This window comes from Paraburkholderia sp. 40, assembly GCF_050434105.1.
Classification (GTDB): Bacteria; Pseudomonadota; Gammaproteobacteria; order Burkholderiales; family Burkholderiaceae; genus Paraburkholderia; species Paraburkholderia tuberum.
Window position 1 is genome coordinate 556,240 of record NZ_JBNPVY010000003.1, and the last position, 12,471, is coordinate 568,710.

Here is a 12,471-nt window from a genome sequence, read left to right on the forward strand (position 1 = left end):
CCTCATAGGGGTCACGCGCTTTCGGCGCCCCCGGTGACTATCCGTAAAAGAAGCACTCTCAAAACCAGGAGAGCCAATGAAGGGCATTCACGGAGGCGTAGCAAAAGCGGAGTTGTCGACTGAGGCCAGTCGCGCGACGCGACGTCGGGCCACGCGAGTCGAAGTAGATTCGAATCAAGCAGCCAGCGGCGTGAAGGACATGGAGGCGCCGCCTGTCACCTCGAACCGCAGGAAGCGGTCTGCGATCAAGGCTTCGCAACGCATATCCCGCGCCGAGCGCCAAGCGCGTGTGCTTGCGAAGGCGGCCGAGTACTTTTCCGAGCACGGCCTGGATGCCCAGACACGAGCGATTGCGAAGGCGTGCGGCGTCTCACAGCGACTGCTCTATAGCTTGTTTCCGAACAAGGCGGCGCTGATCGGAGAGGTCTACAACCGTGAAATCGCTGGCATATTCAAGGCGATATGGTTCGCCAATCTCAAGGATCGAAGCATACCGCTGGAGGCGCGTCTCCTCGCTTTCTACCGCGATTATTACGAGAGCTTGCTCACGCGCCACTGGTTGAGGTTATTTCTCTATTCGTCGCTGGCCGGCTTGAGAATGGCACCGAGCTACACGGATGCAATGGTGACGCACGCTCCCGAGATGGTCGTGACCGAGGCAGCGCACGACGCGGGACGGACCGTTCCGCCGACTATGGACGCACTCAAGGAGGTCGGCTGGCTCCTGCATGGCGCGGTATCGCACCTCGCGATCCGCCGGCGCGTCTATGCGAACGAAAACTCGACGCCAGCGGAAGAAGCGATCGCGATGACCGTTCGCGCCTTCCTCAACAGTATTTCGACACTACTCCCACCCTTGCGGTCGGCGTGACGCCGCCGCTTCTCGCCAGGCGGCCGGCGGCAACAATTGCGACAACCCCTCACCTTGTGCGGGGGCCGTTGATCTAATGGGTCACGCTTCTCGCATAGAGTGGCTCTCAAGACTCCGGGAGCAATCAGTTAAACGAAGCTGCCTCCATAACAATCACAAATGAGCCAGCGAACTTCGTAGCGCTCATTTGGTGCCTTCAGAGACGCGTTGCGCGTCATACCAGTGTCACGTCCAAGATGCATTCTCAAATTGATCTTGTTTCCTGCCGCATAAAAGAATTGCGATCTCGCAGATTCCTTCACAGCAACCCAAGCTTACGTGCATACCATCCGTGCGTTAAGACGGGGTTTCGTAAAGACTGTTTAGCTCTCTGTAAGTGGTTTCAGCAGATCAGGCAGCAGCCAAGATCGAAAAGCTTTATGAATGTCAGCGCGCAATATCCGAAACGAAGCTAATATCCTTCAATGGTTTTTTTGAAACGATCTCTAAGACGCACGACAGCCTTTCGTGTCGCAATTGCTTGTCTCTGCTTCTTCGGAATGGTCGCGGCTGGCCTCTTCAGCTATTTGTATTTTTCCATTGGAGGCTTTGCCGTCCATACGTTTGATAGAGAACTAGTTCGCGAGCAGGGCAGCGTAATGAAATTGGAGCCGGCGACGGTCAGCTCCTACTTCGACCACCACACTCGCATTGACGAGCTGGGCATGCGTCCATTTGGTCTGTTTGACAGGAGCGGGAGACTGTTAGCTGGATCATTTCCAGATGCTATGCCAGACGTGCCAGGATACGGCCGCGTCTTCGCGCTCCGTACGGGCACGTCGTCGAATCATCGGGAATTCCGATGCATCGCTTCGACACTAGCCCTCGGTCGTCTTGGCGTGCAATGCCAGGATGTTCGAGAACTTGATGACTTCCGGGAACAGTTGCTTGGCATCCTTGTGAGTGTGGGTAGCGCTACTGTGCTAATAGGCTTCCTCACGGCGGCCTTCGCGGGTGTGTCGTCGACACGCAGGATTCGCGAGGTAACTATTACTACTCAGGCAATCGTGCAAGGAGACTTAAGCCGCCGCCTGCCAGTACATGGTTCCTTTGACGACATCAATCAGCTCAACAGCATTGTAAATTCGATGCTTGACGATATGGAGCGGCTCGTCCACGAAGTCAAGGACGTATGCAACGCCATCGCCCATGACCTTCGTACGCCACTAATGCGTCTTCTCGGAGGGCTCGAAGGGTCGCTCGCCCGTGGCACATGCGCGAAGAGTTATCAGCAGGCGATCGAGGATGCGATCGAAAACACGGGTGACGTCCTTTCTCGCTTTAATGCGATCATGCGAATCGGCGAGCTTGAAGTTGCCCTACGTGAGGAAGGGTTCGAAGCAGTCGATTTGCGGGACGTGGTGCGAGAAGTCATGGAGTATTATGAGCCCGTTGCAGAGGAGCGACGGATTCGTATCACAACTTCTGATTGGAATGAGGTCCTGATTTTGGGAGACACCAGTCTTCTATTCGAAGCGATTGGGAATGTGATTGAAAATGCTATCAAGTACTCTTTTGAAGGTGGCGTCGTCACAGTGCGCGTATTGGATCGCGGCACAAATTTCTCGCTTGAAATTGCCGACCAGGGGCCAGGCATTCCTGTCCATGAACGAAGTCGTGTTTTCAAGCGCTTTTACCGCGCAACGCTCTCCAGGGGGGCGACAGGTACCGGGTTAGGTTTGAGCGTGACTGCCGCGATTGTCCGCATGCATAAGATGACGATCGGGATACCCGACACCGCGCAGGGATGCACTTTCGTCATCACCGGGCTCACTCTGGATTCAAAGGCTTCAAAGCAGAAAACTAACTCTTCAATACGGTCATGCACATGAGTGGTATCGAATCCGTAATAGTAAGGAATGAGGTGAGTGCTCGCGCACGCATTCTGCTGATCGAAGACGACATCAAGATCGCGGGCGAGACAGCGAATGCACTGGAAAAACGTGGATTCAATGTCACTCATGCGGCTACTGGAAGTCAGGGGTTGACGCTGGCGACTACCGGAAGGTTTGACGTCATTGTCCTTGATCGGATGTTACCGGAAATCGACGGTCTCTCTCTGCTTGCGACCTTCCGCAACGTTGGCTTGGCGACACCAGTTCTGATCTTGAGCGCATTGGGCGCGGTTGACGAGCGGGTAATGGGTCTTAGAACCGGCGCCGATGATTACCTGGTCAAGCCATTTCATTTTGTCGAACTGATCGCCCGACTCGATGTTTTGCTTCGAGCCAAGGCCCCGATCGTTTGGGACCTTCAATTATCTCATGGCGACCTTAAACTGGATCCCGGATCGCCGCACATCATGCGCCGCGGGAAGACGATAGAACTTACCCAGCGTGAGAGAACTCTACTCGAGTTTCTGGTTCGATCGGCCGGGGAAGTCGTCACGCAACGCATGCTGCTTGAAGGCGTATGGAACCATAGGAATGACGCAACGCGCAACGTCATAGACATCCATATTGGCCGTCTACGTCGGAAGGTTACGCTAGATTCTACGCTGCCGCAGATCATCCATACAGCGCGTGGCGTGGGCTGGTTTTTTCGTCCAGAAGAAGAATTGTAAATACGCCGTATCGTAATGGCATGGTCCTCCCCACCCGACAGTGAGTTACGCTGGACGGGTTCATCAACCGGAGAATCAAGCGATGCAAGATGTGGCACTCGTTGGAATCGATCTCGGCAAACGTTCGTTTCCGCTCCACGGCCAGGACAAGTCTGGCATAGCGGCGTTTCGCAGGAAGGTATCGCGCCAGCAACTGATCGCAATTCGTACGGCCTTTCGTCAAGGCTAACAAGAACGATTTTGTCGACGCCGAAGCAATCTGCCAAGCCGCCTCACGACCAGCCATTCGATCTGTGACGCCAAACACGGAATCGCAGCAGACGCTGTCCGCGCTACTCCGGGTACGTGATTCACTGATTGGCGATCGCGTAGGCACAACGAACCAGATGCACATCGCGGGGACATGGAGCGCGCGGCGCCGCCGACCGCCGATGAAGTAAGAGCGTGGTTAGAACGACACGGAGCCGAGAAGAAATATTTCACGTTATCTGAGGAAGATCGGTTCCCGCACCGGCGCATAGAAGGCTCACAAGCGTTGCAAGATCGAACTGTTGCAGCCGACGAGCGCAGTAGTTGGTACTAGGTGAAGATTTCGAGCGAGTCTTTGTCAGCCATCGATCAATCCGCTATCCGGTAGGTGTTGTAGAAAATCATGTCGTCCACGATGAAAGTGTCATCATCAAGGAAGCCCGCCAGAGTTCCGTGAGGGCTTGCTATCAAGCTCAGAGAACCTTGTTTGTCCTGTGGTTCATCCGGCCAGATGAGCTGTGCTCTGCGTTCCCCACCAGGGCCACTGGGATCGAAACTCACGCCGTTTGCTTGAACGCTTTTGATCGGGCGCGCAATCCCCTTGATTTCATCAGGAAGTAGCATGTCATTAGCCTTGAGTTGAGATGAGACCAGGGTGATTGTGACTCCGACCTTCGCCCGGCGCTTAATGCCAGCCAAAGTTTTTTCCTTCTTTTTGCAGTTATTGCCAAAAAGCCTCTTTAGGAGTGTCATTTTTGTGTCCCCGGAATCGGTCGGAATCGAAAATTACAAGATCGGCAGAGCAAGTTTGCAAAGACAGCATTGCCTGACGATTTTCGGTTGCGTTCACGTTGGACGGATGATGAACTTGGCAAATTAATCGGCCGTGAATCGGAAATTACAAGATCGACAGGCCCTTTTGCGAACGCCGCATTCCAGACGGCAGGCGCAGCGGGATTTCTGAGACCGAGCTTCGCGAGGTTGAATCGTCCTTTGCGAAACCGCGATCATTTGCTGGAGGTTGAAGAGGCCCAAGCAGTCGTTTCATCTCGCTGCTTATGGCGCATCTGCGAGTGACGGCTTAGGCAGACCACCAGCCAGCTAATGCGACCGACCGAATGGCCGTTGTACCTGGCGGATTCAACCGGGTCGATGCAATAGTTCGATGGAACCGTTCAGCCGGCGTTTCGTAATCCAACGTCTTCCTTGGACGCTCGTTCAGCCTTCGAGCCACGGCATTGAGTTTGGCCTGTGAGTAGACCGACAGATCGATGCCTTTCGGGAAGTATTGTCTTAACAGGCCATTGGTGTTTTCATTCGAGCCACGTTGCCAGGGGTGTTTCGGATCGCAGAAGTACACGGCAATGTCGGTGGCAATGGTGAACTGCTTGTGGTTCGCCATCTCTGATCCCCGATCCCAGGTAAGCGATTTATACAGTTCCTTCGGCAGCTTCCCAGCATGTCTGATCAGCGCATTGACTACTGTTTCGCTGTCCTTGCTGGCGATCTTCACCAGCATCACATAGCGCGTCTGACGCTCTACAAGCGTTGCAATCTGGCTACCGCCACTGCCACACAGGAGATCGCCTTCCCAGTGTCCCGGCACCGCGCGATCTTCCACGGTGGCGGGGCGTTCACTGATTGATACCGCTTCGCGGATCCTGCCGTGATCGTCCGTTTTCTGCGTGTAATGGCGCGAGCGACGCATGGCCCGGGTGCGCCGTAGATGCTCTAGCAGTTCTTTCTTCAGTGCACCCCGTGCCTGAATGAAAAGACTGCGGTAGATGGTCTCGTGTGACACGTGGTAGTCCTCGTTGCCCCGCCAGGCGCGTTTGAGCCATCCAGCAATCTGCTGGGGCGACCACTGCAACTGGAGCTTGTCGGCCACGATATGAGCCAGCTTCCGGTGCTCGACCAGTTTGCAGACTTTCGGGCGCAGCGACCGATCCCATGCCAGCTGGTCGGCGTGGCTGGCCCGATAGTCGGCCTGCCCACTGTTGCGCTTGATCTCGCGACAGACCGTGGACGGTGACCGCGACAGCCGCCGGGCGATTGCCTGAGTCGAATCACCCGCGACGAGGCCTCGCGAAATCTCCTCGCGTTCGGCAAGCGTCAGCGCCAGCCTGGATCGCTGGCGGGGTGCAGGCTGGATTCCTCCAGTTTGCGCCAGAATTCCCTGTACTGACGAATGATTGCGGTCAAATAGCTGGGCGATGTGCTGCAACGACTCGCCCCTACGCCAGCGTTCCCACATCAACGCCTTCTGGGCTTTCGCTGTAATAGATCCGGCGCCTCTGTTTCATTTGCAACACTCCCGCCGCTCATGCGACGTTCATTGTGTTGCATCGACCGGTTGAATCCGCCCTTGGAAGCGGCCGCCAGAGCCGCGCTGGGTCGAAGGACGGCAACGGGTCGGCAAGCGTCCGTGGGGTTTGCTCGTTTGCGGTCATCCGCCCACGGGTGGCACTGCACTTGCGAGATGCTGAGCGCTTCTACGTTTCCGTCCTGCCAACCTAAACACTCCGAGCGACGCTGCTGCCAGCGGTCCCGCGCCGAGCCGACTAAGCTGGGTACCAGATCGATCCATGGGGCCGTTACTCTGCGCCGGGCGCGCGCGCGGGCGTCAGCGCAAATTTGACGCTGTATTCGTACACGGACACCTCCGCCACGGCGACCATCGCATATCGCAGGTACTCGCTCGTCTGGCGGGCGACGATCACGCCACGCACAGGGCGTCCATTGGCGAGGTGTATCCTGACCCAACCCATGTATCGGGCGAGCTGGCCCACAGCGCGATCCGGCGACGTCCCCCGCTTCAATTCGAACACGACAAGCGCGCCATCGCTTTCGTCGCATGCCAAGATGTCGATGTCGCCGACACCGGTTGGATATTCGATGCCGCTACCGCGTTCATCCGAATACAGCTTTAGGCGCTTGCCGCCTACGTCGATCGCGGCGAGATTGCCCGCGACAAACGCCTGCAACTCGCGCTCCAAAGCGAACCACGCGCCCTCAATATCTTCGTCTTCGAGAGTCGTTTCGTCGTGGCCGATAACCCCCAGCACTTCGGCGACGTGTTCTGCCGATTCCGGCGGCGTAATGCGGACCTGATTGCCGAGATCGGCGACGTCCCAGCCTTGCCTGCGGAAATCGTCGCGGATCTTGTGCGTGTTGGTATTCGGATCATCGAGGTCACACCGGCTGCTCCCCGGATGCGCCCGGACCCAAGCCCACATGGGGGTGAGCTTTACGCTGCCATCGCTTTGCGTTTCGGCGATTACGTGAGGTTTTGATGGTTTTCTCATGGTCTGATGGTCTCCTCAATTCGGCGTCGATCATACGGGGTCGCCGTCGTTGAAGTCACGTGAATTGTTTGATGCGCGCTGAACGGCGCGCCCAACGCGGAGTCGACCATACATTGACATTCCAACGACCGGGGTCGGTTTTCTCCCCGAGCGTTACAATCGACGATTTCCAGCCGTAGTCAAAATTTCACATTTACTAAGAAAATGGATCAACTGAAGGCGGACGCCGTAACAAGGCTTCAAAATTTACGAAGCAACGGTACCAGCCAGGACTTGCTCGACTGTTGCAAGGTATCCGAAACCTGGCAGAAGAGAAGTCTTTGGTTCGACCCAATAGGGTGAAGGCTGGTGACTGGACGAAACTTAAAGAGATTACGATTTCCAACTTTAAGACCATCGAAAAAGCTACGGTTGCCGCTAGGCAACGTGACGATTCTGGTCGGGCCGAATGGTTCTGGAAAATCGTCTGTTCTGCAAGCTACCCGTTGGGCAGCACGAGCCGCTAGTTACATCACTCCAAAGAATACGAAAGAGGTCATCTCCTTCGATCGAATTGACTATCTCCCGTCTAGCAAGCCGCTGTCGACCGGTCACTTCGGAGATCTCGGTTCAGGAGAAAAACAGCCCCACACCGCCGTGTCATTCGTACACCGCATGCCAACGGGTATGCAGCCTTTGGCAACGACCTTGTCACTCTTCATGTGCTTGTGGCCGCTGAAGCCAATGTTGTCGCCGCCTTTTTCCGCCGCCGTCGTGGTACCGTCGCCATGGATGATGCTGGTGTCCAGCAATTGGTCGTGGCTAAGCCGCACGACCGACGCGAGGAAGACAGCGTCAAAACATTCGCATGCCTGCCAGCGGCGAAAGGCCCGATAGATGCTCGTGTAGTGGATCTCCGGCCTGCCGTGCCGATCCATTGCAATCGGCAGTGCCTTCCATTGGCAACCCAGGTAAAGCAGTATCAGGATGTAGTTGAAGATGGCGTGCGCGGTCAGTTTGGATGCCGGTCCCCGGCTTCCTGCCGTGAGGTGCGGCAAGACAAATTGTTCGAACTGCCCGAGGCTCAATTCCGTTGGAATCCATTGCCATTGCTGGCTTTGCGCCATTATCGACCACCAAAGATCGGCAATTCTAGCAAATCCGGCAGAACTCGGCGAAAGTCATACCCACAAAGGACTTCAGACAAATTCAGCAGCCTTGAGAAACCCGCAACCAGTTGTTAGGGTCCCTCAACTTGACCGATCGACAGACTCAACGAGCCGCAGCCGCGACCCGTCCCGACTTCAGCGAACGCGATTTGCGCTCGCTGCGGATCTTCTGCGCGGTCGCGCAGGCGAACGGTTTCGCCGCCGCCGAGAAACAGCTGAACATGTCGAAGGCATCGATCAGCCGCCATATCCGCGACGTCGAGGAAACGCTCGGCGCGCGGCTGTGCGAGCGAGGGCCGTCCGGCTTCGTGCTCACGCATGCTGGCAAGGTCGCACTCGATCTCGCGCGTGAGGCGCTGAAGTCGCTAGAGCGCATTCGTCCGGAGATCGACGCGGTACGCGGCGTGTTGTCCGGTACGCTATCGATCGGCATGGTCGAGCACATCGTCAGCGACGAGGGCTGTCATCTGCCCGAGGCGCTCGCCGCGCTGAAGGAGCACGCGCCGGACGTGAACGTCGAATTACGCGTGATGACCTTCAACGAACTCGATCTCGCGATACGCGAGCGGCGCGTGCAGGTGGCGATTCGCGGGATGTATCGGCGCGAAGCGGGCTTTCACTATCTGCCGCTGTTCATCGAGCGTCAGCAGCTGTACGTGGCGCGCCGCCGTTTGCGGGATGCGGCGACGCTGCCGCTCGTCTATCGATCGCAACCATTTGTGCACGAGGCCCTCAACACTCTCGGTATGCAGCGCGGGCCGACGGCGTCGGGTCTTGAAGCGGTCGCGATGCTGACGCTGTCCGGGCACTATGTCGGTTTGTTGCCGCAATTCTATGCAGCCGCATTCGCAAAGCGGCACGCGCTCGTCAAGGTGCCCGAAGGTCCGCTCTTCGAGAACAGGATCAGCGCGATCACCGAGATATCGCGGCCGCGAACGCGTGCGCTCGACCTATTTCTCGATCTGCTGCAGCAATTTCATGGCAGTGAGTGACGCGAGCGTTCATACGCCGACGCGGTCGCGCACTCTTCGCGCTCCATATCTATCGCGTCCGCAAGCGCACCGTCAACCGGGCAGCTTCGCTGTATGAGGTTGCCAGTCGGCCTGCAGCAGCTGGGCGCGCGCGTAGACCTTCTCCATCTCCGCGCGCAGCGGCGCGACGGATTCATCCGCGAGGTCGAACTCCGTGCCCAGCGCATGGTAAGCGGCGTTGATCTCCCGAAGCAGCGCGCCTTCATCGACACACGTGAGTCGTCCGTTGCGCATGACTGCCTCGCCCGCAACAAACACGCTGTCGATAGCGGCGCCGCGCTCGGCATACACCAGTTGCCGCACCGGATCGGTTAACGGCGTGAAGCTGATCGCGTCAGTCCGGTAAGCGACCAGGTCGGCGCTATAACCCGGCTTGATTGCACCGAGCTTGCTGCCTAGTCCGAGCGCCGTCGCGCCGCCAATTGTCCCCGCATGCAGCGCTTCAGCCGCGGACAACCAGCGCGAATAATCGTCGCCGCGTATCTTCGACACCGCTGCGGCGCTGCCAAGCACGTTGAGCATATTGGCGGTGACCGTCGACGCGCAGCCGTCGGAGCCGAGACTCACGTTGACACCCGCATCGAGCAGCGCTCGCACTGGTTGAATGCCCGAACCGAGCATTAGATTGCTCCATGGATTGTGCTGAACGCTCGCACCCGATTGAGCCAGACTCGCGATCTCAGCATCCGACAACCAGACCGCGTGGATCAGCGACGTGCCTGGCCGCAGAAATTTCAGTTCGGCAAGGCGCATCACCATGGACTTGCCGTAGAAGGCTTGCGCCGTTACCACCTGCAGGCGCGTTTCCTGAACGTGGATGATGACCGGCAGATCATGCGTGTCGGCGAATTCGCGGCAACGCGCGAGAAATTCCGGCGTGCAGCGCTGCGGTGCGGAAGGGGCGATCAGCATGCCCACCCGATCATGCTGGGGATGGCGATGCGCCAACTCGCTTTCCAGCAGCGCGAAGAACGCATCGGGAGAGGGCCGCGGCTGCGCACGTAGTTGCGCAAGCAGCGCGGGCGGGAAAATGCTGTCGACCTCCGGGAAGTTATCGACGATCGCGCGATCCATCATCGAGAACCCCACGAGCGTGCGAATCCCCGCGTCCTCGTATGCCTGGAAGATGGCGTCGACGGCGGCGGGGTCAATGGCCTGACCGAGGCTCACGTCGTCGACGAGCGTGGTTGTGCCGCTGCGCAGCGATTCGAGCGCGCCAATCAACGTTCGCAAATAGATTTGGCGCGGCGTCAGCTTCACGGGGCGCGGCGCGCGCACGTAGTGCATCCACAACTCGAGCGGCAGGTTTTCGAGCCGTCCCTTGTGAAAATGCTCGTGCGAATGTTGATGGCCGTTGATGAGCCCCGGCACCAGCAGGCGGTCGTCGAGCGGTATGCATTCGCCGTCGGTCGCGCTGCCGCCCGGCACGATAGCGGCGATGCGCTCGCCTTCGATCACGACGTCGACGCGTCGCGGCTCATAACGCTGTTCGGTGCCGTGTAGTGCCCTGACGTTGGAGAGTATCTTGCGCACGGTTTCTGACTGATCGAAGGAAGGGGTTGACTGCGGCGGCTAGCGAAACTGCCGCGACAAGCCGGCGAGCCGCTCCATCAGCAGCATGGAAACCAAGGTGGCGATAATCAGCACACCCGAGGCCGCGGCCGCCCGCACGTCGAGGCTGTCCTCGATGATATGCCACAGGTGGATGGGCAACACTTCAGATCGCGCGTCCGACAGGAACAGCGACAGCGCGACGTTATCGAACGAATTCATGAACGCAATGAACGCCCCCGACGCAATGCCTGGCACCAACTCCGGCAGTACGACGCGGCGGAACGTGAACCAGCCGCCCGCGCCGAGGCATGTCGAGCTGTCGAGCAGCGCGGGATCGAGCTGCGCATAACTGGCCGACGTCGTGTAAAGCACATACGGTGCGCACAGCATGATATGTCCGGCGAGCAGACTGTAGAACGAGAGCCCCGCGCTTTCGAGGTTGAACAGGATCAGGATACCCAACCCCAGCGCCAGCGACGGAATGGTCAGCGGCGCCATGAAAAACGAATCGAGCAGTCGCGCAGAGAACGTGCGGCGGCGCGCGAGCGTCACCGCGGCGGCGAGCGCCAGCACGGTCGCGCAGGCGGTCGCGGCGGCAGCGAGCTTCAGGCTCAACAGCAGGTCGTCGATGATCTCCGGCGAATCGAAGATCAGCGCCTGATACCAGCGCAATGACAGTCCCGGCGGCGGAAACTTCAGCGAGTAGCCCGACGTGAGCGACGTCGCCAGTACGATCAGCGTGGGCCCGATCAGCATCATCAGCCCGATGCCGCCCATCAGGCCCATCACTGCATTGAAAGACAGGCGACCCGGCTGGGTGCCGCGCGCCGGCATGACGCCCGGCGCGGCAAGCGTGGAATTAGCCATGGACAAACCCTCTGGTCTTGCGGCCGAAATAGTTGAGCAAGGTCACCACGAGCAGCACGCTCACCAGCAGAATCACGGCAAGCGTCGCCGCAAACGGATAGTTCTGCGTCTGGATGGCCTGTTCGTAGATGTAGAACGGCATGTACATCAGCTGCCCGCCCCCCACCAGGGTTTGAACCACGAACGCACTGACCGCGCCGGTAAACACCAGCAAGGTTCCGCTGAGCAGACCCGGCATCGCAAGTGGCACGGTGATCTTCCACCAGGTGCGCCAGCTGCTGGCGCCCAGCGCATGCGACGCCTCGGGCAAGCGCGTGTCGAGCGAGGTGAGCGTGGTGACGAGCGGCAACACCATCAACGGCAATTCGATCTGCGCAAGCGAGAGGATCACCGCCAGCGGCGTGTACAGGAGCTTAACCGGCTGGCCCGAATGCCCGAGCGCCATCAGCAGCGCGTTGACCAGCCCTTCATTGCCGAGAATGACGACCCACGCAAACGTGCGCACCACCGAACTGGTCAGAAGCGGCAGCAGGATCAGCACGATCAGCACACGCCGCCAGTGCGGCGGGCTCACCACGTACAGATGCGCGACCGGATAGCCGAGCACGATCGTCACCAGCGTGGTCGCGACCCCAAGCCAGAGCGTTTGCCAGAGGATGCCGCGGTTATAGCTGTCGCCAAAGAAGACCATGTATTGGCGAAAGCCGAAATGCGTCATGGCAGTGTCGTTGTGCAGGCTGATCAGCGCGACGAGCAACAGCGGCACGCCCACAAACGCGATGAAGAACAGGCCCAGTGGCAGCACGAGCAGCCAGTCGCGCGGCATCCGGTGATTCGCGTTCAT

Annotated in this window: 10 protein-coding genes and 3 pseudogenes; 6 read left to right on the top strand and 7 right to left on the bottom strand. The window is 58.5% G+C overall.

Annotation, left to right across the window (positions count from 1 at the left end):
- Positions 1-76 precede the first annotated feature (76 nt).
- The 4 genes and pseudogenes from OKW28_RS17950 to OKW28_RS17965 all read left to right on the top strand — a co-directional run.
- Positions 77-871 carry a TetR/AcrR family transcriptional regulator gene (locus tag OKW28_RS17950; RefSeq protein WP_429447705.1) on the top strand — a complete coding sequence of 265 codons (795 nt, stop codon included), beginning with the start codon at positions 77-79 and terminating at the stop codon, positions 869-871.
- Positions 872-1,335: 464 nt separating this feature from the next.
- Positions 1,336-2,742 (top strand): sensor histidine kinase, encoded by a 1,407-nt coding sequence (locus OKW28_RS17955; RefSeq protein WP_429447707.1) that lies wholly within the window; start codon positions 1,336-1,338, stop codon positions 2,740-2,742.
- Positions 2,739-3,473 (top strand): response regulator transcription factor, encoded by a 735-nt coding sequence (locus tag OKW28_RS17960; RefSeq protein ID WP_429447709.1) that lies wholly within the window; start codon positions 2,739-2,741, stop codon positions 3,471-3,473. The genes OKW28_RS17955 and OKW28_RS17960 overlap by 4 nt, the downstream gene beginning before the upstream one ends.
- An 82-nt stretch (positions 3,474-3,555) precedes the next feature.
- Positions 3,556-3,865 (top strand): annotated as a pseudogene (locus tag OKW28_RS17965) (IS110 family transposase); the annotation flags it as partial.
- A gap of 226 nt (positions 3,866-4,091) precedes the next feature.
- Here OKW28_RS17965 and OKW28_RS17970 read toward each other — a convergent pair.
- The 3 genes and pseudogenes from OKW28_RS17970 to OKW28_RS17980 all read right to left on the bottom strand — a co-directional run bounded on the left by OKW28_RS17970 (position 4,092) and on the right by OKW28_RS17980 (position 7,027).
- Positions 4,092-4,475: a hypothetical protein gene (locus OKW28_RS17970; protein WP_429447710.1), complete on the bottom strand. Its 384-nt coding sequence runs from the start codon at positions 4,473-4,475 to the stop codon at positions 4,092-4,094.
- Between the two features lie 394 nt (positions 4,476-4,869).
- Positions 4,870-6,025, bottom strand: a pseudogene (locus tag OKW28_RS17975) (IS30 family transposase); the annotation flags it as partial.
- Positions 6,026-6,316: 291 nt separating this feature from the next.
- Positions 6,317-7,027 carry an endonuclease NucS domain-containing protein gene (locus OKW28_RS17980; RefSeq protein WP_429447712.1) on the bottom strand — a complete coding sequence of 237 codons (711 nt, stop codon included), beginning with the start codon at positions 7,025-7,027 and terminating at the stop codon, positions 6,317-6,319.
- 426 nt (positions 7,028-7,453) lie between these two features.
- On the opposite strand from OKW28_RS17980, the pseudogene OKW28_RS17985 reads away from it, so the two are divergent.
- Positions 7,454-7,510, top strand: a pseudogene (locus tag OKW28_RS17985) (AAA family ATPase); the annotation flags it as partial.
- A 107-nt stretch (positions 7,511-7,617) separates the two neighbouring features.
- Here OKW28_RS17985 and OKW28_RS17990 read toward each other — a convergent pair.
- On the bottom strand, positions 7,618-8,133 hold the full coding sequence (locus OKW28_RS17990) for a transposase (protein WP_429447714.1): 516 nt from the start codon (positions 8,131-8,133) through the stop codon (positions 7,618-7,620).
- A gap of 128 nt (positions 8,134-8,261) precedes the next feature.
- On the opposite strand from OKW28_RS17990, the gene OKW28_RS17995 reads away from it, so the two are divergent.
- Positions 8,262-9,167 carry a LysR family transcriptional regulator gene (locus OKW28_RS17995; protein ID WP_429447716.1) on the top strand — a complete coding sequence of 302 codons (906 nt, stop codon included), beginning with the start codon at positions 8,262-8,264 and terminating at the stop codon, positions 9,165-9,167.
- 72 nt (positions 9,168-9,239) lie between these two features.
- Here the strand turns inward: OKW28_RS17995 and OKW28_RS18000 are convergent, their stop codons facing one another.
- From OKW28_RS18000 to OKW28_RS18010, 3 genes are read right to left on the bottom strand one after another with little or no spacing between them, the layout of a single operon-like run.
- Positions 9,240-10,739, bottom strand: coding sequence for an amidohydrolase family protein (locus tag OKW28_RS18000; protein ID WP_429447718.1), 1,500 nt, complete (start codon positions 10,737-10,739; stop codon positions 9,240-9,242).
- Positions 10,740-10,778: 39 nt separating this feature from the next.
- Positions 10,779-11,627 carry an ABC transporter permease gene (locus OKW28_RS18005; RefSeq protein ID WP_429447719.1) on the bottom strand — a complete coding sequence of 283 codons (849 nt, stop codon included), beginning with the start codon at positions 11,625-11,627 and terminating at the stop codon, positions 10,779-10,781.
- Positions 11,620-12,471: an ABC transporter permease gene (locus OKW28_RS18010; protein ID WP_429447721.1), complete on the bottom strand. Its 852-nt coding sequence runs from the start codon at positions 12,469-12,471 to the stop codon at positions 11,620-11,622. Before OKW28_RS18010 ends, OKW28_RS18005 begins: the two co-directional genes overlap by 8 nt.